The sequence below is a fragment of the Acidimicrobiales bacterium genome, from assembly GCA_040219085.1.
Classification (GTDB): Bacteria; Actinomycetota; Acidimicrobiia; order Acidimicrobiales; family JAVJTC01; genus JAVJTC01.
In genome coordinates this window covers 73,606-95,159 of record JAVJTC010000017.1, presented here as the reverse complement: position 1 = coordinate 95,159, position 21,554 = coordinate 73,606, and the positions used below count along the sequence as shown (strand labels likewise).

The 21,554-nt window shown below is 70.2% G+C and carries 16 protein-coding genes; 8 read left to right on the top strand and 8 right to left on the bottom strand.

Features of this window, described 5'->3' with window-relative positions; all coding sequences use genetic code 11:
• Window positions 1-21: 21 nt before the first annotated feature.
• Complete coding sequence (locus RIE08_07015) at window positions 22-1,977, bottom strand: thiamine pyrophosphate-binding protein (GenBank protein ID MEQ8717346.1); 1,956 nt, start codon at window positions 1,975-1,977, stop codon at window positions 22-24.
• Window positions 1,978-2,000: 23 nt separating this feature from the next.
• Window positions 2,001-3,602 carry a glutamate synthase-related protein gene (locus RIE08_07010; GenBank protein MEQ8717345.1) on the bottom strand — a complete coding sequence of 534 codons (1,602 nt, stop codon included), beginning with the start codon at window positions 3,600-3,602 and terminating at the stop codon, window positions 2,001-2,003.
• Window positions 3,603-3,724: 122 nt separating this feature from the next.
• Between RIE08_07010 and RIE08_07005 the strand changes: the two genes are divergently transcribed.
• Window positions 3,725-4,489 (top strand): SDR family oxidoreductase, encoded by a 765-nt coding sequence (locus RIE08_07005; GenBank protein MEQ8717344.1) that lies wholly within the window; start codon window positions 3,725-3,727, stop codon window positions 4,487-4,489.
• Here RIE08_07005 and RIE08_07000 read toward each other — a convergent pair.
• The gene (locus RIE08_07000; protein MEQ8717343.1) at window positions 4,477-5,235 is read right to left on the bottom strand and encodes a helix-turn-helix domain-containing protein; all 759 of its coding nucleotides are present in this window, start codon (window positions 5,233-5,235) and stop codon (window positions 4,477-4,479) included. The two genes, RIE08_07005 and RIE08_07000, sit on opposite strands and share 13 nt — an antisense overlap.
• 154 nt (window positions 5,236-5,389) lie before the next feature.
• On the opposite strand from RIE08_07000, the gene RIE08_06995 reads away from it, so the two are divergent.
• Window positions 5,390-6,169 carry a VOC family protein gene (locus tag RIE08_06995; GenBank protein ID MEQ8717342.1) on the top strand — a complete coding sequence of 260 codons (780 nt, stop codon included), beginning with the start codon at window positions 5,390-5,392 and terminating at the stop codon, window positions 6,167-6,169.
• Window positions 6,170-6,196: 27 nt separating this feature from the next.
• Here RIE08_06995 and RIE08_06990 read toward each other — a convergent pair whose 3' ends face one another.
• The gene (locus RIE08_06990; GenBank protein MEQ8717341.1) at window positions 6,197-8,335 is read right to left on the bottom strand and encodes a molybdopterin-dependent oxidoreductase; all 2,139 of its coding nucleotides are present in this window, start codon (window positions 8,333-8,335) and stop codon (window positions 6,197-6,199) included.
• Between the two features lie 128 nt (window positions 8,336-8,463).
• Between RIE08_06990 and RIE08_06985 the strand changes: the two genes are divergently transcribed.
• Together RIE08_06985 and RIE08_06980 are read left to right on the top strand one after the other, a co-directional pair.
• Window positions 8,464-9,756, top strand: coding sequence for a UDP-glucose/GDP-mannose dehydrogenase family protein (locus RIE08_06985; GenBank protein MEQ8717340.1), 1,293 nt, complete (start codon window positions 8,464-8,466; stop codon window positions 9,754-9,756).
• A gap of 13 nt (window positions 9,757-9,769) precedes the next feature.
• Window positions 9,770-10,660 (top strand): NAD(P)-dependent oxidoreductase, encoded by an 891-nt coding sequence (locus tag RIE08_06980; protein MEQ8717339.1) that lies wholly within the window; start codon window positions 9,770-9,772, stop codon window positions 10,658-10,660.
• Here RIE08_06980 and RIE08_06975 read toward each other — a convergent pair.
• From RIE08_06975 to RIE08_06965, 3 genes are all read right to left on the bottom strand, one after another.
• Entirely contained in the window at window positions 10,633-12,039 is a 1,407-nt protein-coding gene (locus RIE08_06975) for an FGGY-family carbohydrate kinase (protein MEQ8717338.1), read from the bottom strand. The two genes, RIE08_06980 and RIE08_06975, sit on opposite strands and share 28 nt — an antisense overlap.
• An 18-nt stretch (window positions 12,040-12,057) precedes the next feature.
• Window positions 12,058-16,314 (bottom strand): DEAD/DEAH box helicase, encoded by a 4,257-nt coding sequence (locus RIE08_06970; protein MEQ8717337.1) that lies wholly within the window; start codon window positions 16,312-16,314, stop codon window positions 12,058-12,060.
• Between the two features lie 61 nt (window positions 16,315-16,375).
• Window positions 16,376-17,845 (bottom strand): lytic transglycosylase domain-containing protein, encoded by a 1,470-nt coding sequence (locus RIE08_06965; protein MEQ8717336.1) that lies wholly within the window; start codon window positions 17,843-17,845, stop codon window positions 16,376-16,378.
• 197 nt (window positions 17,846-18,042) lie between these two features.
• Between RIE08_06965 and RIE08_06960 the strand changes: the two genes are divergently transcribed.
• The 4 genes from RIE08_06960 (at window position 18,043) to RIE08_06945 (ending at window position 21,148) form a co-directional block, all read left to right on the top strand.
• A complete protein-coding gene (locus RIE08_06960; GenBank protein ID MEQ8717335.1) occupies window positions 18,043-19,167 on the top strand; it encodes a glycosyltransferase family 1 protein in 1,125 nt (374 codons plus the stop codon).
• Window positions 19,164-19,910 (top strand): glycosyltransferase, encoded by a 747-nt coding sequence (locus RIE08_06955; GenBank protein MEQ8717334.1) that lies wholly within the window; start codon window positions 19,164-19,166, stop codon window positions 19,908-19,910. Before RIE08_06960 ends, RIE08_06955 begins: the two co-directional genes overlap by 4 nt.
• A complete protein-coding gene (locus tag RIE08_06950; GenBank protein ID MEQ8717333.1) occupies window positions 19,907-20,677 on the top strand; it encodes an HAD-IB family hydrolase in 771 nt (256 codons plus the stop codon). Before RIE08_06955 ends, RIE08_06950 begins: the two co-directional genes overlap by 4 nt.
• A gap of 96 nt (window positions 20,678-20,773) precedes the next feature.
• Window positions 20,774-21,148 carry a DoxX family protein gene (locus tag RIE08_06945; GenBank protein MEQ8717332.1) on the top strand — a complete coding sequence of 125 codons (375 nt, stop codon included), beginning with the start codon at window positions 20,774-20,776 and terminating at the stop codon, window positions 21,146-21,148.
• On the opposite strand, the gene RIE08_06940 is transcribed toward RIE08_06945, so the two are convergent.
• Window positions 21,149-21,493 carry a DoxX family protein gene (locus RIE08_06940; GenBank protein ID MEQ8717331.1) on the bottom strand — a complete coding sequence of 115 codons (345 nt, stop codon included), beginning with the start codon at window positions 21,491-21,493 and terminating at the stop codon, window positions 21,149-21,151.
• Window positions 21,494-21,554: the final 61 nt, after the last annotated feature.

Genomic DNA, 21,554 nt, shown 5'->3' with positions numbered 1-21,554 from the left:
TCCGTCGCCTCCGGCGTCACATCACACCAGCATGCTGTCCGCGAGGACGTGGACCAGAGTCGGCCCGCGGTGGCTGAGCGCGGTGCCGACGGCTTCGTCGAGCTGGTCGATCGAGTGGACGGTGAAGCCGCGTGCCCCGCAGGACTCGGCGAATGCGGCGAAGTCCGGATTGACGAGCGTCGTCTGCCACACGTCGTAGGAGACGCCACGCTGCTCCTTGGAGATCTTGGCGAGTTCCGAGTTGTCGAGCAGGACATGGCAGATGTCCATGTCGTGGGCGACCGCCGTCGTGAGTTCCATCGCGTACTGGCCGAACCCTCCGTCGCCGGATATGGCGATCACCTTCCGCTCGCCCTCCACCGCAGCCCATGAACCCATGGCGGCAGGCAGGGCGAAACCGATCGAGCCGAGGTAGCCCGACATGAGCACGTCCTGCGCGGTCACCTCGAAGTAGCGGCCGAACGAGTAGGCGTTGTTGCCGACGTCGACACACATCACGGCGTCGGGAGGAGCGAGGCGGCTGAGCGAATCGAACACGGCCGCCGAGTTGACGCCCTTCCCGCGGTCGTCGGTGAGTCGCGACGCCTTCTCGGCACGCCAGATGGCCCATCTCTCGGCGACCTCGGCGGTGAGGTCGCGGCAGCGGCGATCGGCGGGCATAGCGGTCCGCAGCGCCTCGGCGGTCACGCCGACATCGCCCCGGACCGGAACCTCTACGGCGTGGAAACGCCCCAGTGCCCACGGGTCGGCATCGACCTGGACGATCGGCTTGTAGGGCGCGATTCCGGTGTGGTTCGAGAACGACGCACCGAAGACGACCAGAAGGTCGGCCTCGTTCATGAACCAGCTCGCGATGGGCGTGCCCGAGCGGCCGAGCACCCCGCAGCCGAGCGGATGTCCGTCGCTGATCATCCCCTTGGCCTTGAACGTCGTCGCGACCGGAGCACCGATCGACTCGGCGAACGCGGTCACTTCGCCGGTGTGGAACCGGCAGCCGTTGCCCATGATCACGAGGGGTCGCTCGGCCGCTGCGATCCGCTCGACGGCGTTGGCGAGGGCGTCCGTCGGCGGCCGGATCGCCGAGTCGCCGACCCGCCCGTCGGGCCCACCCGCCTCGGCGTCGGGGGCGGGCTGGATCTGGACCTCGTCGGGAAGCACGAGGTGGGCGACGTCGCGCTCGACGATCGCCGTCTTGCACGCCAGGGTCATCAACTCGGCGTGTCGCGAGCCGGCCTGGACGGTCTCGTTGAAGCGCGAGACGTCGTCGAAGGCGCCCTGCAGGTCCACGTCCTGGAAAGCGCCTCGACCGCGCACACTCGACGGGACCTGACCCGACAGGGCCAGCACCGGGGCGCGGTCCACCTTGGCGTCGTAGAGGCCGGTGAGGAGGTTGGTCGAGCCCGGCCCGGCGATGGCGAAGCACGCGGCCAGACGACCCGTCAGCTTCCCGTAGGCCGTGGCGGCGAACGCCGCGGCCCCCTCGTGGCGGATGCCGATGTAGCGCAACCGGCCCTCCTGTTCGGCGAGACGCATCGCGTCCGCGAAGCCGAGGTTGGAGTGCCCGACCATGCCGAACACGGTGTCGACCCCCCAGTTGGTCATCGTCTCGACCATCACGTCGGAGACGGTCCGCTCACGGTCGTGTTCGGGTGGGAGGCGCACCCACACGGCGTCGTCGCGAACCTCGGTCTCGAAACACGCCGGCGCATCCGAGAAGCCCTCGGGGGGTGCGCCGGTCAGCGGGTCGTAGTCGTATCCGTGCCACGGGCAGCGCAGCCAGCCCTTCTCGATCGAACCCTCACCCAGTGGGCCCCCCTGGTGAGGGCAGTGGTTGTCGAGCGCGCCCCATGCGCCGTCGTGGTGGGTGACGGCGAGGGACCGTCGCCCGATCGTGACCGTGGTGACACGTCCCTCGGGAACTTCGTCGACCCCGACAAGGTGGTGCCATGTTTCGCCGCCTGCGGCGGACCGTCCCACCCCGTCAGGCCTTGGTCCGGTGTTCACAGTCGTACGCCTCCGTAGCGGATACCGGTCAGGTGGGCCATCTCCCGGTCGAACGTGGTCAGGTCGTCGGCGCACAGCTTTGACAGGTGGTCGTGTCCGCAGGCCCGGGCGAGCACGGTCATCATCTCCACCGAGGCCTCGAAGAAGCGGGTGAGCCGCGCCGCGGCGTCGTCGACCGGAAGGCGCGCCCGCAGGTGGGGCTTCTGGGTGGCGATACCGACCGGGCAGTTGTCGGTGTGGCAGGCACGCATGCCCAGACAGCCGATGGCCTGCATCGCCGCGTTGGACACGGCGATGGCATCCGCGCCGAGGGCCATGGCCTTCACGAAGTCGGCCGGCTTGCGGAGCCCGCCGGTGATGACGAGGGTGACGTCACGTCGGCCGCGGGCGTCGAGGTGACGACGGGCCCGGGCGAGAGCAGGGATCGTCGGCACGGAGATGTTGTCGCGGAAGATCACCGGTGCGGCGCCCGTTCCGCCGCCGCGGCCGTCGAGGATGATGTAGTCGACCCCCACCCGCAACGCGGCGTCGATGTCGTCTTCGATGTGTTGGGCCGACAGCTTGGCGCCGATCGGGATGCCTCCCGAAGCGGCACGGACCTCGTCGGCGAAGTCACGGAAGTCGTCCTCGTTGTGGAAGTCCACGAACGTCGACGGCGAGATGGCGTCGGTTCCCTCCTCCAGCCCGCGCACCTCGGCGATCTTCCCCTTCACCTTCGAACCGGGCAGGTGGCCGCCCGTCCCGGTCTTGGCGCCCTGTCCGAGTTTGAAGTGGAACCCCTGGACCTTCTCGACGTTGGCGAGGTCCCAGCCGAACTTCCCCGACGCGAACTCGTACAGGTAACGCCCGTTCGCCTCCTGCTCCGCGGGGAGCATTCCCCCCTCACCTGAGCAGATCGCGGTCCCGGCGGCCTCGGCTCCCATCGACAGAGCGGTCTTCGCCTCAGCCGAGAGCGCGCCGAAACTCATGTCCGAGACGAACAGGGGGATGTCGAGGTGCAGCGGTCGTCGCGCGTTCGGTCCCACCACGACTGCCGTGCCGACTTCGTCCTCGTCGAGCATCGGCTTGCGTGCCAACTGCGCCGTCACGACCTGGATGTCGTCCCACGTCGGCAACTGGTCCCTCGGGACGCCCATGGCGGCCACCGGTCCATGGTGGCCGAGATAGCGCAGTCCCTCGTCGGCGAGCGTGCGGATCAGGCCGACGTGGGGTTCGTCGGGCGTGCCGTGCGGGTCCTGGTAGGCACCCTGATAGGCGTCGCGGTCGAAGGGTTGGGGATTGTCGACGGCCCACTGTTCGATCTCGTCGGCATCCACGAAGAGATCGTCGCCGTCCACCCACGCCGTGAACGGGTGCAGACGTTCGCTCGGGTCGTAGCTCGACACCCCGGTCAGGTAGCGGTAGTCCCAGCCGTGGAGGCCACAGATGAGATCGTCGCCGTCGACGTGGCCGTCGCTCATCAACGCCCCACGGTGCAGGCACCGCCCATACAGGACCGATGGCTCGTCGTCGTGACGGACGATCACGAGGTCGACGTTCGCAACGAGCGCGCCCACGGGTTCGCGATCGGGCACCTCGCTCCAGGTGCTGACTTTCACGGGTTGCACGGGCACCGTCTCAGGGGTCGGCGGACTGGCATCGGCGAAGCTAGTCGCCCGGCGTTTCCTACGACGGCCCGGGAGGCCGGTACCGTGTCGCCGATCGTCGAGGAGGTCACAGCATGGGGGATCTGTCAGGTCGCGACGGGGTCGCGTTCGTCGCCGGCGGGACGGGTGGCATCGGCATGGAGGTCTGTCGGACCCTGGCTCGCGAAGGCGCCGACGTCGTGTTCACGTACCGCTCCAACGCCGATGCCGCGGCTTCGCTCGCTCGCGAGATCGAACAGATCGGTCGTCGGGTCCGTCCGATGCAGGTGGACCTGGCGGAGACGGCGGCCGTCGCCGAAGTCGTCCGCGAGGCCGCCGGGGAAGGTCTGCACTCACTCGTCTATGCGGCCGGTCCCCACGTCGCGCAGCGCTACGTGTCGACCATCGAGCCGGCCGACATGTGGGAGCAGTGTCGCAACGACGTCCTCGCGTTCTACAACCTCGTCCATCCCGCCCTGGTCCCGCTGCGCGAGGCCCAGGGGGCGATCGTCGCGGTGACGACGGTCGCGACCGACCGGTTCGTCAAGCGTGACGTCCTGTCGTCGGCGCCGAAGGGTGCGGTCGAGGCGATCGTCCAGGCGCTCGCCTCCGAGGAGGGGCGCTTCGGCGTCCGGGCCAACTGCGTGGGGCCGGGCATCCTCGAACACGGCATGGTGCGCGAGTTGCGGGCCCAGGGCGACATCGACGAGTCCATCCTCGAGGCGACCGTGGCCACCATCGCGCTGCGTCGCCTCGGCGCTGCGACCGACATCGCCGAGGCGGTGGCCTTTCTGGTGTCGGACCGGTCCGGGTACATCACCGGCCAGAAGATCGACGTGGACGGCGGCTACAGCATCTGAGGTGTGGTCGCGAGATCGGCGGGGTCCACGCCCCACATGTGTGCGAAGTCCCGTACGGCCGATGGGCCACCGCGGAGGGTGATCAAGCCCTGGGAGCGCAACTCGGCCGGCGCCATTGCTCCCGTCCTGAGCCACAGCAGTGCCGTCAGGGAGGCCGTGACAGTGAGCGTGGGGTCGTCGGTGCCGGTGTCCGTGGCCTCGGTGGCGCCGCGGCCCGGGCTGTCGATGTCGACCGACTCGACGGCGATCCGCTCCGACGTGGGGCACCTCTCACCGCGCGGGGCGCGCGGCGTAACGGTCATCGCGTGGGCCCCCTCGTCCAGGTCGAAGGCTATGACCACCCCGTAGTCGGGGACTTCCTCGGTGCGGACCATCGCGCGCAGCGCGTCGGGGACCATGTCCGTCGGGAAGTGTTCGTCGGCCCCGGGCGCACCGAGAAGGCCCAGACCCCAACGCGCCAGTTCGTACAGCGCGGGGCGCAGGGTCGAGCCGTGCTCCGTGAGCGTGTAGACGGTGCGGGCCGCGGGTGGGGGGAGTTCGCGGGTGGTGACGATGCCGGCGGCCTCGAGGGCTCGTAGCCGATCCGTCAACAAGTTGGGGGCGACGCCCGCGAGGTTGGTCCGCAGGTCGGTGAATCGGCGTGGTCCCGACGCCAGTTCCCTGACGATCAGCAGCGTCCAGCGTTCGCCGAGCAGGTCGAGGGAGTATCCGATCGGACAGAACTGCCCGTAGGTGCGCCTGGCCACATGCCCAGGTTAGAAGAAGTTCATTCATAAGCTAGACAATCCCCCATTGACTAGTTGAAAAAAGCAACTAGTGTCGGGGGGTGGCGTCACCGGGAATCGGCGGACGCTGACCGACGACGCAGACAGTGCTTTCGAGTGACGAGGAGAAATGCCGATGGCCGAGCGCACCGAGTACGCCCCTGGCACCCCGAACTGGGTGGATCTGGCCACCACCGACGTGGCGGGTGCGAAGGCCTTCTACGGCGGTCTCTTCGGCTGGGACTTCCACGACGAGCCGACGGACCGGGGTCCCGCCTACACCATGTGCCTGCGCAATGGCGTCCCCGTCTCCGGGATGATGCCCCAGCCCCCCGAGATGGCCGCCGCCGGGCTTCCCTCGCTGTGGACGAGCTACGTCTCGGTGGCCGACGTCGATGCCACGCTCGAGACGGTTGTCGCCGCCGGGGGTTCCGTGACGATGCCGGCGATGACGGTGATGGACGCCGGGCGGATGGCAGCCATCGCGGATCCGACCGGCGCGGTCATCGCCCTGTGGGAGAAGAACGAACACGTGGGCGCCGGCCTCGTCAACGAACACGGCGCACTCACGTGGAACGAACTCCAGACATCGGACGTGGACGCAGCCACGGGTTTCTACACCACCGTCTTCGGCTGGGAGCCCGCCGCCCACGACATGGGGCACATGGTCTACACGGAGATGAAGGTCGACGGGGCAGGTGTCGCGGGCGCCATGGCGCTGCCTGCCGAGGGTATTCCGCCCTACTGGGCCGTCTATTTCGGCCACGACGCGGTCGACGACGCGGTCGTGGCGGCGACGGAGCTCGGCGGGGCGATCGTGATGGACCCGATGGACGGCCCCCCGGGCCGCTGGGCGTTCATCGCTGACCCTCAGGGCGCCGTGTTCGCCGCGATGACGCTCGCGGGAGGCAGCTGACCCCCCCCGACCGCCCGCGGTGGAGTGTCAGCCGCCGACAGGGTCGAGAGGCCGCAGCGTGACCGCCAGCCCACCCTGACGCACCATCCCCGTCACCGGGTCGGTGTCACCGCGCCCGGTGGTGAGGTGACCGACCCCCGGTTCGGACCAGCCGTGGGGGACCGACACCGCCCCCGCCCGGATCTCCTCGCTCACCTTGGCGACGCCGGTAGTGGAGCCGTGCTCGGTCGCGACGACGACGCTCTGGCCGTCGGTCACGCCGGCACGCTCGGCGTCGAGCGGGTTCACGAGTACGAACGGGTCCTCGGGAGCGCCCGCGGCGCGGGCGAAGCGGAGCTGGGAGTTCAGGACCTTCATGAGACGCCGCGGTACGAGCTCGAGGCGCGGGTGGTCGAACTCCTCGGCGGCCGCGACCCGTTCGAGATCGTCCACGAGGATCTGAGGGGCCAGACGCCAGCGCCCACCCGGTAGGACCCGCTCGCGTACCCAGCCGTGAACGGGGCCCTCGGCGACCACCGCCGTCTGGGCGGCCCGCAGCGATTCCATGTCGAACCGTCCGTGGCCGCAGTAGTGGTCGAGGAGGGCGTCGTCGCTGGCCGTCTCCGACGTGAGGTCGCCGGGAAGCGCCTTCACGTCCATCAACTCGCCCAGTCGGGCGAACGCCCACCACATCGGCCGTCGGTCGGCACCGGGCGGAACGACCGCGGCGGTGTACTGGGAGGCGACGACCGGTGACCACTGGTCCACGAAGTCGGGGACATCGGCCCGTTCGAGTTGCCCGGCGACCGGCAGGACGTGCGTGGCGAGAGCCGTCGTCTCGGTCTCCACGACGTCCGCGACCGCAAGTACCTCGAGGTCGCCCATCGCCTTCGCGAGCTCCGGGGTGTCTGGGAACGCAGTCAGCGGGTTGCCTCCCAGCACCAGTAGCGCCCGCAGGTTTCCGCTGGCGATCTCGTCGAGCATCGCCCCCGACGGGTACTCGTCGAAGTGCCCGGGTACGTCGGGTCGGCTGGCCGGTCCGGGGACGGGGGGGACATCGTCGGGTGTGGCCGGGATGTCGCGTTGATCGAAGGACTTCAGGGCGCCCGGCTGGAACCACATCCCGCCGGGCCGCTCCCACGAACCGGTGATGGCCTGGAGTGCCCAGATCAGCCACATTGCCGCGTTCGCCGTCGCTGTCATCGTCGTCCCCGTGCCGGTCAGCACGGCGCAGCGCCCATGGCGACGGATCGCGGCGAGGAGGTCGGTCAGCGCGTCGCGGTCGAGGCCGGTGAGCGCGGTGGTCAGGTCGAGGTCGTATCGCGCGACGGAGTTCGCGAGTTCCTCGATCCCGGTCGTGTGGTTCTCGCAGTATTCGATGTCGACACCACCGTCGGGTCCGAGCAGTTCGCGTACGAGCCAGGCAAAAAGTACGTGGTCGGTGCCGGGGCGGATCTGGAGATGACGGGTGGCCAGGCGCGCCGTCTCGGTCCGCCTCGGGTCGATGACCCACAGTTCCCGGGGATCGGTCGCGAGCGCCCGGAGTCGCACGACGGGGTCCGAGATGCCCGTCGTGTGGCCGTGGCTGACAACCGGATTCGTTCCGATTGCGATCGTGAGTCCGGCCTGATCGTGGTCGAGGGCCGGGACGAGTCCCCTGAAGCCGCCCATCCTGTCGGCGACCAGCGGCCACGCCGGCGTGTCGATGGTCACCGAGGAGTACCGCTGCGGCGAGCCGATCGCCCGCAGGAAGCGGTCGCCGATGCGTCGACCGAGGCCGTCGAAGGCCGCTCCGGTGCCCTGGTAGACGCCGACCGCGGACGGGCCGTGTTCGGCGATGACCGAACGCAGACGCGCAGCGAGGTCGCCGAGACACTCGTCCCAGTCTGCGGCCCTTCTGTCCTCTCCGCGGCCGATCTCGGGGCTGTCGAGCCGGCGGGGGTGGTGGTGCCAGGTCCCGAGCGCACGGCCCTTGGGGCATGTGTATCCCCGCGAAACGGGGTGATCCGGGTCGGCGCGGACCTTCTCGACCCGGTCTGCGCGCGTGGTCACGATGACGCCGCAGACCGCGGGGCAGAATCGACAAAAGGAGCGGTGCTCGACCGGGTCAGCCTCACCGTCGCCGGCCGTGTCCACGGTGCCGGGCGCGCCATCGGCGCCCGGGTCGCTCCACTCCGTTGCCGTCATCGGGCCCCCTGTCGATTGTTGATGAGCGTGACCATCATCGCTCAACCGGTGAAGCGCTGTACAACGGTCTCGTAGCGCGCAGATGCGCAGGCGTGGCACGTCCAGCCAAGGCGTCTAGGGTCACCCGGATGGGAGAGAAGATCGCCGTCATCGGCGCCGGCTACGTCGGACTGACGTCCGGCGCCTGTTTCGCCCACCTGGGTCACGACGTCGTGTGTGCGGACATCGATGCGGAGAGGGTGGCCCGTCTCAGCCGCGGTGACATCCACATCCGCGAGGATCGCCTCGATCACCTCGTACGCGAAGGGCTAGCAGCTCAGAGGCTCCGCTTCGTGGTCGGCTCCGCCGGTGCGGTCACCGATGCCGACTTCGTCTGCCTGTGCGTCTCGACGCCCATGTCCGACAGCGGCGCGGCGGACCTCTCCGCCCTCGACGCGGTCACCGCCGAGATCGGCCCCGCCCTGAGGCCGGGCACCGTCGTGATGATCAAGTCCACGGTCCCGGTCGGGACGGGACGACGGGTGCGTGAGAACCTCGGCCGTACCGACGTGCACGTCGTGTCCACGCCGGAGTTCCTGCGCGAGGGACTCGCCGTGCGGGACTTCCTCGAACCGGATCGCATCGTCATCGGCGCAGACGAACCGCAGGTGGCGGACCGGGTGGCCACCCTCTTCCGCCGTGTGACCGCCCCGGTGGTTCTCACGGATCACGTGTCCGCCGAGCTGACCAAGTACGCAGCCAACGCCTTCCTGGCGCTGAAGCTCTCGTACATCAACGAGATCGCCAACCTGTGCGAACTCGTCGGTGCCGACATCGGCGATGTCGCCCGCGGCATCGGTCACGACCCGCGCATCGGACGTACCCATCTTTCGCCGGGACCGGGCTGGGGCGGGTCCTGTCTCCCCAAGGACGTCCGGGCTCTCGTCCACGCCGCGGAAGAGGTCGGACATGACTTCACGTTGCTGCGTGAGGCGGTCACGGTCAACGAGCACCAGTTCGCCGTGATGGCCGACAAGGTCCGAGACGCGGTGGGCGGGGACCTCTCGGGCGTGAAGGTCGGCGCACTCGGTCTCGCCTTCAAAGCCGGCACCAACGACCTGCGCGATTCGCCCGCGCTCGCCGTCCTCGACCTGTTGGCCGAGGCCGGGGCCTCCATCCGGGCTTACGATCCGGCCATCGCCGCGGTCGACGACGAACGGATCACCGTGGTGGCCGACGCGTACGCGGCGTGCGAGGGCGCTGACGTCGTCGTCGTTCTCACCGAGTGGGACGATTTCACCCGTCTCGACCTCGACCGGATCGCGGCGGTCGTGAACCGCCGGGTCCTGGTGGACACCCGCAATCTGCTCGACCCCGAACCGCTCGTACGGCGCGGCTTCAGCGTCGTCGGCGTCGGCGGGGCCGGCACCGCCGACCGTTGAGAGGATCTCCGTAGTGACGACGCCGACCACATGCACCTTCATCGGCCTCGGAAACATGGGCTATCCGATGGCGGGGCACCTCGCCGCAGCCGGGCACGACGTGACCGTCTTCAACCGGACGACCGAGGTCGCGAGACGGTGGGTCGACGAACACGGGGGTAGCCGCGCCGCCACACCGGCGGAGGCGGCGGCCGGAGCCGACTTCGTGTTCATCTGCGTGGGTGGCGACGACGATGTCCGCGCCGTCACCGGAGGGCCCGACGGTGCGCTTTCGTCGATGGCTGCGGGCACCGTTCTCGTCGATCACACCACCGCGTCGGCGAACCTCGCTCGAGAACTGGCGGCCGCCAGCGGGGAGGCCGGCGTCGGCGTGCTCGACGCGCCGATATCGGGCGGCCAGGCGGGTGCGGAGGCAGGCACCCTCGCGATCATGGCCGGCGGCGACGAGGACCACTTCGCTTCCGCAGAACCGGTCATGGCCGCCTACGGCGCAACGATCGCCCTGATCGGTCCGACGGGATCGGGCCAGCTCACCAAGATGGTCAATCAGATCCTCTGCGCAGGGGCACTCGTCGGTGCCGCGGAGGCGATCGCCTTCGGCGAGCGCGCCGGCCTCGACATGGAGCGCGTCCTGGGCGTCGTGACGAAGGGCGCGGCCGGGTCGTGGTATCTCTCCAACCGCGGTCCGACGATGATCCGCGACGAGTTCGACTTCGGCTTCGCCGTCGACTGGATGCGCAAGGACCTCGGCATCTGTCTGGCCGGCGGGGCGGACACGGGGGCCGACATGCCCCTCACCGAACTCGCGGACCGGTTGATGAGCGCCGCCGCCGAGCGCGGCGACGGGCGCCTCGACGTGACGGCGATCGTCCGGAACTACCGGTCCGGGATCAGCGACCGGTAGACGCCGTATCGTTCGGCGGTCGACGACGTCCACCGGGGGTTCGGTTCCACCTCGCGGGTCACGCCGGCCCAACGGACGGCATCTTCGGGCCTGGCTTCCAGGCCGGCGGTCACCCGGGCGATGAACGCGGCCCCCCGGGCGGCGCCGTTGCGATGATGCGGGATGGCGACGGGTACGCCGACGGCATCGGCGATGGCGCGCACCAGACCGGAGTCGTCAGCCCCGCCGCCGGAGATCACGATGCGGGTCGGCGTCACGCCCGCGAGGTCGAGATGGTGGCGGATTGCGAATCCGGTGGCCTCGTGCGCGGCCCGCAGGACCTCGGCCGGCCCGTGGGTCAGGTCGAGTCCGTGCAGCGAGGCCCGCAGCGACGCGTCGTGCAGCGGTGTCCGCTCACCGCGGATGTAGGGGAGCCACACGGGCAGGTGTGCGCGCATGCCGCGCTGTGCCCGCTCCTCACCCGCAGCGATGCCGAGGAGGTTGCGTACCCGATCGTGGAACAGGCCACCTGCCGAGCTGGGTCCTCCGACCAGGCAGCGGTCGGCTCTGACGTGGGGGATGGTCCATAGCGACGGCACTTCGACCCAGCCCGGCTGGACCGCCCAGGTGAGCAGCGTGGCTCCGACGACGACGATCACCTCGCCGGGCTCCTCCGCGGCGCTGACCAGCAACTCCGCGAAGCCGTCGATCGCCCCGCCCGACAGCGGCACCTGCGCACCGCCGACCAGCTCGGGGTGTACGACGCCCGCCGGCTCGGTTCCCGGCACCAGGGCGGGCAGACGCCGGGCTTCGATCCCCGCGGACGCACAGGCGTCGTCGTTCCAACCGGTCCCGTCGAAGAGCGGCATGGTGGTGAGTGCCGTGGCCGTGTCGATGACGGCGCGGCCCGACAAGGCGTGGTTGGCGACGGCCTGGGCCGGCCAGAACCCGGCCGCATCGGGATGGCGCGATGCGAGGTCGGCGACGAAGCCGGCGAACTCGCCGCTGTCGATCGGTGACTTGCCCGCTTCGGCGCGTCCACGTTCGTCGCCGTAGAGCAGGGCCGGGGCGAGCGCGGCGCCGACGTGATCGACCGCACACGCGCTCGGCACCATCGCTGCGACGCAGACGCCGCGCACGTCGAGGTCCGATCCAACGTCGTCGAGGGCGGCGAGAACCCGGCGACGCCAGGCTGAATCGGCGTCGTGTTCGAGGCGGTTCGCCGACGGAATGCGCAGTTCATGGGGTAAACGGATCCGCCGCACCGGTGTCCCCTCGGCGTTGCAGGCGACGGCCTTCACCGATGTGGTGCCGATGTCGATGCCGACCGTGACGGGACCGGGATCGAACGCCTCGTTGCCGGAGCGGGTCGTGCGTCGTCTCGGGGGGCTCTCGTCCATGGGAGGGTCAGTCTCGCGTCACCGGGCCTCCTTTGCCTCAGCGATGCCGTCCACGAACGTGATCATGGTCCGCTCGACCGACGCGATGCGTGGCTCGGGGGTGACGACGGCGGTGAGATTCACGGGATCCGACGCGCTGACCGTGACAGCCGTCCCGTCGAGCGGGCGCCGCCGCACGCTGTTCAACCTGTCGACGGCATCGGGCCGAGCGAACTGTTCTCCGCTGAAGCCCGACACGAAGCGTCCGCCGTGCGCCGTGCCCCGGTCTTCGAGACGTCGCAGCGCCCACAACACGTCGCGCCACGGCACCGTCCACGACTCCACGTCGTAGAGGGCTCGTGCCACCACGCCCCAACGGTCCAGGAGTTGCTCGGCGACCGCCTCGGCGAGCGCGTCCGCCGGGGCGTCGGTGAGGGGTTCGGGGAGTAGTGACCACCGTCCGCCCGGGCGGCTGCGAGCGGACGCGCCCCGTCGGAGGCTCTGGTGGGGGCGGGCGCTGGATGCCCGCCGGCGTCGTCGCCGGCGGTCCACGAGTTCCCGGGCCGCTGCGAACGAGTCGGCCGTCACGAGGCCGCGGGCCAACGCGTCCCACAAGGCGCGCTCCACGTCGGTCACGAGCCGGCCGGTCTCCGCAGCGAGGTCGTCGACGAAGGACGCTCCCCGGCGCGCCATGACCTCGAGTACCTCGGCGGTGGCTCCCTCGTCGGGCTCTTCGGGGCAGGCGTCACCGCGTGTGGCCCGCAGAATCCATCCGGCGTCGCCCCGCAGCGCCACCGTCACCGGCGTGGCCCGGGTGGCCGCAGCACCCCGGGGCCTCGCGCGGAAGTCGAACCGCCCCCACACCAACTCACCGCCGACAGTCACGTCGTCGACGAGGCTGGGGGCGAACCCGGCGACGCGAGAGGCCAGAACCGACGATTCCCAGGCACCGATGGGTGCGTGGAACCCCTGGAGCTGTTCGAGCGCGACCATCAGACCGGGGCGTCCCCGCAACCGGTGCCCGGGAGTGAGGTGATGCCAGTCGAGCACGAAGCGCATGAAGTCACGCGTCGAGGCGGGCTCCACCGAACGCCGGCGTCGTCGCCGGGACTCGGCATGGATCCGTTCCAGCAACCGTCGGTCACACCACTGCGGGCCTTCCAGGACGGGATCGAATCGGCCCTGGACAGCGCCTCCGCGGGCCTCGAGCGCGGCGAGGCCGATCGCGACCGTCGACTGGGCGAGACCGGTTCGGCGCGCCAGTTGCGCGATGGTGACCGGTCCACACAGGGCGAGGTGTCCGCCGACGCGGTCCACGACGGTCTCGTCGCGGTCGGGTTCCCGCAGACCCGCCAGGACCCCCTCCACGCGCTCGGCGGCCACCCAGACCACGCCGTCGGGTGTGGAGACCGTCTGTGCCCGTGACCGGGATCTCAGGTCTTCGAACAGCGGCTGCCAGCGCCCGGTCGGCGGCCACGTGACCGTCGAGGTGAGCAGGTCATGGAGCTCGTCCGCGGTTCTGGGGTCCGGGTCGGCATCCGAGCGGATCCGGTCGATCGCCTCGACGCTCGGCTTGCCGCGTTCGGCCGGGGACACCGGCAGGCTCCGGCTCAGCGGCACAGCGCGCGTGCGGCGCTCCTCGGCGGGGGCGTCGTCGAGGAAGGTGAAGGGCTTTCCGAGGAGGATCTCGTGGGCGAGCGGGGACGGCTCGGGTGTGTCCCGGTAGACGACCTCGATCGTGCGGTCCTCGAGTCGACCGATGAGTTCCACCAGCCCGTCGAGGTCCATGGCGTCGTGGAGCGTGTCGTGCATGGTCTCGTTGACGAGCAGGTGGTCGGGCACCTCGACGGGGCCCGAGACGTTCTCCTGGCACGCCGCCACCCCGGGGAAGACGGCCGCCATGACGTCGTCGGCCTGCATGCGCTGCAGAGCGGGCGGGTTTCGTCCCGATCCCCGATGGCGCAGCACCACGAGCGCCCTGTTGAGGTTCCAGCGCCAGCGAGTGGTCAGCATCGGCGAGGGTGGGACCAGCACAGCCTGGCGCAGGACGTCGCCCGCCGTGCGCGAGTTGAGGAACCGGGGTACGTCCGCCAGCGGGAAGCTGTGCTGGGGGCCGAGCGAGAGGACGACGGCGTCGTCGCTCGCCGCCGCCTGGAGTTCGAAGTCGAACGTGGCACAGAACTTCTTGCGGAGCGCGAGCCCGAGCGCCCGGTTGAGTCGTGCCCCCCGTGGGCTGTGGACCACGAGTTGCATCCCGCCGGACTCGTCGAAGAACCTCTCCAGGACCAGACGCTCCAGCGTCGGCAGCGCACCGAGGATCTCGAGGGATGCCTCCAGGTGTGCGACCACCATGGCCGCGGCGGACTCGCCGACGCCGCACTCGGCGCACAACCGGGCCCGGGCCGCCGCGGTGCCCCCTGAGCGGAGATCGTGCTCCACGAGGCGGCGGACCTCGCTGACCTCCGCGCTCAACTCGGCCGTGCGCGCCGGGGCCTCGCCGACCCAGAACGGCACGGTCGGCGGTGCTCCGGCCGCGTCCATGACCCGCACGACTCCCGCCTCCACGCGCCGGATACGCCAGGAGTGGGTGCCGAGCAGGAAGATGTCCCCGGCCATGGACTCGATCGCCCAGTCCTCGTTCACCGTGCCGATGAACGTGTCGTCGGGCTCGGCCACGACCCGGTAGTCGGCGACGTCGGGGATGGCTCCACCGGAGCGCAGCGCGACGAGCCGGGCGCCGCGCCGACCGGCGAGCTCGCCATTGATCGTGTCGTGATGGACCCACCGTCCCCGCGGGCCGCGTCCGGTAGTCACGCCCTCGGACACGAAACGGACGGCCTCGTCCCACGCGGCCGGCTCCAGGTTCTCGTACGGAGCCGCCCGCTTGAACAGCGCGTAGAGGTCCCCGACGACCCAACGCTCACATGCCGACTCGGCGACGATCTGCTGGGCGAGTACGTCGAGGGGCGCCACCGGCGGGCGCAGGGTGTCGAGCCGGCCGCCCCGCACGGCACGCAGCACGGCGGTGCACTCCACGAGCTCGTCCCGGGTCATGGGGAACAGCCGGCCCTTCGGGGTTCCCCAACGGGTGTGACCCGACCGGCCGACCCGCTGCAGGAACGTGGCGATCGACCGGGGTGAACCGATCTGGCAGACCAACTCGACCGGGCCGACGTCGATCCCCAACTCGAGGGAGGCGGTTGCGACGAGAGCCCGAAGGTCCCCGGCACGCAGCCGCTTCTCGACGGTTGCGCGCCGGTCCTTGGAGAGCGACCCGTGGTGGGCGCACACGGCATCTTCACCGAGCCGCTCCGCCAACTGGTGGGCGACCCGCTCGGCCATTCGTCGCGTGTTGACGAAGACGAGAGTCGTGCGGTGCCCGGTGACGAGTTCCGCGATGCGGTCGAGCATCCGTCCCGTCTGTTCGTTCGACGCGAGCGCCCCGAGGTCGTCGTCGGGCACCTCCAGTTCCAGGTCCAGGTCCCGCTCATGCCCTTCGTCCACGACATGGCAGGCGATGGCGCCACCGGGTCCGCAGCGGCCGGCCCCGACCAGGAGCCGGGCGACGACTTCGAGGGGCTTCTGTGTCGCCGACAGGCCGATCCGTTGGCACGGTGTCCCGGTCACATGGTCCAGCCGTTCGAGCGTCAGCGAGAGGTGGGCGCCGCGTTTGTCGCGCGCCATCGTGTGGATCTCGTCCACGATCACCGTGTCCGTGGTGGCGAGTGCGGCCCGGCTCTTCTCGGCCGTGACCATCAGATAGAGCGACTCGGGTGTCGTCACGACGAAGGCGGGAGGACGGCGCAGCATCGACGCGCGTGCCGAGGCGGTGGTGTCGCCGGAGCGCACCCCGATGCGCAGGTCCGGTGCGGGGAGGCCCAGTTCCGCCGCGACCGATGCGATCCCGGCCAGAGGCGCGCTCAGGTTCTCGGCGATGTCCACCGCGAGCGCCTTGAGCGGTGAGACGTAGACCACGCTCGTCCGGCGTGACACGTCACCGCCGGCGTCGTGGACCCGGTACAGCCTGTCGATCGCCACCAGGAAGGCCGACAGGGTCTTGCCCGAGCCGGTGGGCGCGGCGACCAGCGTGTCGTGGCGGGCGGCGATGGCGGGCCAGGCTTCAGCCTGCGGGGACGTCGGCCCGTGTGGGAACGTCCGCTCGAACCAGATCCGCACGGCCGGGTGGAAGCCGGCGAGGACCTCGTCGCGGACCGGGGGGACCGCGACGTGCGCGGTCGGTTCGAACAGGCGTGGTTCGAAACTCGTTGCCCCTGGTCTCGCGTCGACGACGGTCATCGCGTCACCGTAGAGACGGGTAGTGACAGCGCCCGCCGGCGCCCGGCCCGCCCGCCGGTTCTCAGGAGGAGTTCGGGTCCGCGCCTCCGGTGAGCAGGACGTGCGCGACGTCACCGGCCGGAAGGTTCATCAGCACGTACTCGTCCATGGCCGTCGTCACCGCCCGCACGTAGCGGTCGGCGTTGTTGTACGAGAGAAGGGCGCCACGCAGGCCCACCGCGGAGCCAAGGTGGTGGCCTTCGCAGAGGTAGGCGGCCGCCGCGACGGTCGCGTCGTACACGTTGTGGGGGTCGATGACGCCGTCACCGTTGCCGTCACGGGCGAACCCCCGCCACGTCCCCGGCAGGAACTGCATCGGACCCACCGCCCGGTCGAACTCGGGGTTGCCGTCCAGCGCGCCGCCGTCGGTGTCGACGACCACCTGCGTGTCCGGCGTCTCGCCGTCGAGGACCACGCCCAGAATGCGCGCCACGGTCCGTCCGTCGTCGTGGACGGGTCCACGGGTTCCGACCGCGTGGTTCGATTCGATGAGACCGATCCCGGCGAGGACGGTCCAGTCGAGGTCACAGCCGGGCCTCTCCTCACCGGCCCATTCCGCGGCCCCCAGGTAGGCGTCGAGCACGACCGGCGTCATGGACGTGTCGCCGATCCACGAGCGACGGTGCAGCGTTGCGGCGTCTTCGACCAGATCCGGTATCGCCCGGGTAAGCGCCCTGCGCGCCGCGCGAAGAGCGCTGAGGGTGTCGCGTTCGGTGGCCACCACCGCCTCCACGGCGGTGATCGCCGTCGCGAGGTCGTCGCGACGCTCCTCGAGACCGAGGATCTGGCGGTCGAGTGCCACCAGGTCGTCGTCGAGTTCGCCGATCCAGGCCCGCCACGAATCATCCAGCCACTGCAGCTCCTCCGACGCCGCCTGGCCGAGTTCGATACCGATCCGCGACGCCGGTACGGCACCGCCGGCCTCGGGCATCAGCGCCTCGGCCACGCTGCGTTGGCGGCCGCCGACGTAGGCCTCGACGGCCAACTGGGTACGGGCGTCGAGGACAGCCGCGAGCTCGTCGCCGGCGGCCTTGCGTGTCGCCACCAGCGCCGCGCGGTCGTCACGTCGGACATCGAGGAGCTCGACGGCACTGCCGTGATCACGCCACAGCCCCGCCTGTTGCACGAGCGCGACCTCCAGTGCCTGCTGGTGCTGGTCGATGCCGGCTTCGAGAGCGGCGTCGCGGATCGACGCGGCCACCAGCGCCGTTCTGGCTTCGTCGTAGGCCGCCGACGACGCCTCGATCACCGCAGCGCGTGCATCGAGCCCCGAGATGAAGAACCATTTTCCGGTCACCTCGAGGCGGTCGAGGGCGGCGAGGAGCGTCAGATCCACGGTGGGAGCCGAGTTCTGGGTGTCGGCCGTGGTCACAGCTGCCACCGTCGACACCGACGACACGAGGATCCCGGCGCACAGTACGGCTGCGAGCGCGCGGCGAGCGAGCCCTCGTGCGGGCGCAGCTCTGACCGGACCACGACGCGGTGGCGTCATTTCGTCCTCCGACCCGGACCCGGGTCCACATCGATCCCTGCCGGCACGGGCGATCGTCCACCTGTGCCACTGGACAAGATCGGCCCGGGAGGGGAGGTACTTGAGTGCTCCGACGATTCCAGCGGTCACGGGAGGTTCGTCTCCCGTTTCGCAGAGGTGAACGGTCGGTTCACCGGGCGTGCCTACCGTCGCCGGTGATGCGGGTCCTGATCGTGGCAGAGACGTTCCTTCCGGCTCGCAACGGCGTGACGAACTCGGTCCTGCGAGTGATCGAGCACCTCCGCCGACGGGGCCACGACCCGCTCGTCGTCGCTCCCGCGCCCGGTCCGAGCAGCGTCGACGACACGCCGGTGGAACGGATACCCGCGATCGAGGTCCCCTTCTACAGATCGCTGTCGGTGGGGATGGCCACGGAGGCCCGTCTCGAACAGATCATCGAGCGGTTCCGGCCCGACGTCGTGCATCTGGCCGCGCCGCTCGTCCTGGGAGCGAGGGCGGCCACCGTTGCGCGTCGGATGGGAGTTCCCCGCGTGGGGGTGTACCAGACGGACGTGGCCGGATTCGCCACCCATTACCACCTCGGGTTCCTCGGACGGGCCGCGTGGACCTGGCTCGGTCGCGTGCACGGTTCGTGCGATCTCACGCTCGCCCCGTCGACCCACGCCGCATGGGAACTGCGCCGCCATGGCATCGACCGCGTCCGGATCTGGGGCCGCGGGGTGGACCACCGCCGGTTCGACCCCGGTTTCCGCGACGACGAGTGGCGCCGACGCGTCCTGGCAGGTCGCGACTTCCTCGTCGGTTCCGTCGGTCGGCTGGCTCCGGAGAAGCGGCTGCACCTCCTGGCGCCGCTCCTCGATCTCGACGGCGTCAGAGTCGTGATCGCGGGAGACGGGCCGATCCGCAGGCAACTCCGGCGCCAGCTACCCGGCGCCGTCTTCACCGGCCACCTCTCCGGTGGCGACCTCTCCCGGGCGTTCGCGTCACTCGACGTCTTCGTCCACGCCGGTGCTGACGAGACCTTCTGCCAGTCCATCCAGGAGGCACTCGCGAGCGGCGTTCCGGTGGTGGCACCTGCGTCGGGTGGACCGGTGGACCTCGTCGCGCACGGCCGCACCGGTTTTCTCTACCCCCACGACGAGCCGAAGATGATGGCCGGCGCGGTCGAGACCCTGCTGGCGGACACCGTCGAACGGTCGGCGATGGCGCGACGGGCACAGGCATCGGTGGCCCATCGGACGTGGGAGGTGGTCGGAGACCAGCTGATCGGCCACTACGAATCGGTCGTCGGTCTCACGCGGAGCGTCCGGCGGGCCGCATGAGCGATTCGGTCGTCGCCCCGGCCACCCGCCACCGTGTAGCCGGCATCGCCGTGCGCGACGTGACCGTGGTCGTCCCGACCCGCAACGAGGCGGCCAACGTCGGTCGCTTCCTGACTTCGCTCCCCACCGACGTCGCGCTCGTCGTCGTCGACGCGAGCGACGACGACACGCCGGATCTCATCGAGCGGATCCGCCCGTCCGCGACGGTGCTGAGGGAGCGGGCCCACATCGCCGAGGCCCGCCAGATCGGCGCTGACGCGGCGACGACCCCTTGGGTGGTCTGCACCGACATCGATGTCGCCTTTGCTCCGGACTACTTCGACGTGCTCGCCGCCCACCCGGTGGGTCCACACGATGGGGTCGTGTGCGGGGCCAAGCTGTCCACCGGCGACCATGCGGCCTACTACCGGCTGTTCACCCGCGGTTCGGCGCTACTCACCCAACTTGGTCTGCCAGCGGCGTCGGGTTCGAACATGGTCGTGCGGACCGAGGCACTGGCTGACGCGGGCGGCTTCGACCTCGAGCTCAGGTGCAACGAGGACTCCGAGGTCGTCTGGCGGATCAGGGGAGGTGGCTGGACGGTGGGTTACCTCGAGGCCCTGGCTGTTCATGCCTTCGATCATCGCCGCCTCGAACGTGGACGGGTTCGCAAGACGCTTCACTCTCTCTTTAGGTGCGGTCTGTTGTACTCGGGCCTGATGAACGAACGCGTCCGCCGCTCCGACTGGGGCTACTGGTCATGACACGCCGCTCCGACGGCCTCAGCGCCGCGCCCACCGGCGGATCTGCCGCCGTCGTCGACCCCGGTGCGGGACGGCTGGCCCTGTTCGATCTCGACCGGACGATCTACCCGGGCTCGACCCTCGTGCCCTTCGCCCGGGCCATGCGGTCCCGCGGCCTGGTGTCCGGGGCGCAGTTGCTCAAGGGGATGGGTCGCAACGTCGTGTTCCGCCGGTCCGGTAGCACCGACGCGCTCGTGGACCGTGTCCGCCGTGAACTGCTCGCCGGCGCCGAGGGCATCGAGCGACGCCTCGTCGAAGAGGTCGCCCTCGAAGTGGCCGACGAGGTGGTCGACGGTGCCCGGGTCGGTCTGCGCCTTCTCATCGACCGGCATCTCGCCGCGGGTGACTTCTGTGTGGTCCTGTCGGCGTCGCCCCAGGAGCTCGTGTCGGCGGTGGCGCGCCGCCTCGGGGTGCAGCGCGGGGTCGGCACCGTGGCCGCGACGGCGGATGGTCTCTACACCGGCGAGATCGACGGCGCCTTCTGTTATGGCGCCGGCAAGCTCGTCCGCCTCGCCGATGCCCTGGGCGCGGTCGACCTCGACACGGCGGCGGCTTACGCCGACTCGATCTCGGATCTCCCGGTGCTCGAGGCGGTCGGCGAGGCGGTGGTGGTGCGGCCCGATGCGGAGCTTCGCCGGATCGCCGCCGACCGTGGGTGGCCCATCGTCGACTTCGATGACAGGGCCGCAGGACGACGCAGCTGGATCTCACCCGCCGCCACTTCCTGACCAACAGCGCAGCTGGCGACGCCTCGATCGACGCGGGGGGCGGGATACTGGGCGCAGCCCGCTGACCCTCGGCGTCGCGTGGAAGGACCTGATCTCATGAATGTCATCGGAAGGCTCGCTCAGACTGCGGCTGCACTCTGGATCCTCAACGTCTGGTTCCTCCGCTTCAACAAGGACACCGGCTACCGCGGCGGCGACGCGACCAACATGAAAGAGGAGTTCGCCGAGTACGGGATGTCTGAAAGGACGATGTACGCAGTCGGCGCGACGAAGGTCGGTCTTGCGACCATGATGCTGGTGGGCCTGCGGGTGCCACGGTTGTCGCAACCGGCGTCGGCCGGCCTGGCCGCACTGATGCTGGGGGCGATCGGCATGCACGTCAAGGTGAAGGACCCCATCAAGCGGGCCCTCCCGGCGATCTGCGTCTTTTCGTTGTCGGCGACGGCCGCAGTGCTCAGCCCCGCCGACTGATCAGCGAATCAGGAAGAGCCCGGTCAGTAGCGCGTTCACCGCGCCAAGCGAAGCAGCGGGCACCATCAGGCGTGGACCGTCGTGGATCCTGAGACGAACGATCAGGCCGAGGAGCATCATCACGGCGAGCCCTGCGGCTGCCGCCGCGCCCAGCGGCGCGTAGCCCAGCCCGAGCAGCACACCTGCGCCGCCGAGGAGCTGCGCCGACCCGACGAGGCGCCGAACCCCCGGCATTCCGTACCGTTCGAACTCGTCCCGTCCGCGAGCTGTGAACAAGATCTCGAATCCATAGAACAGAAACGAGACGCCGGAGACAAGGGCGAACACGACCAGCACCGGGAGCATCTCGGTGCACTGTACGACCCGGTGTGTGGCGCCATGGTGCCCTACCGGCTGTCGAGTCCGA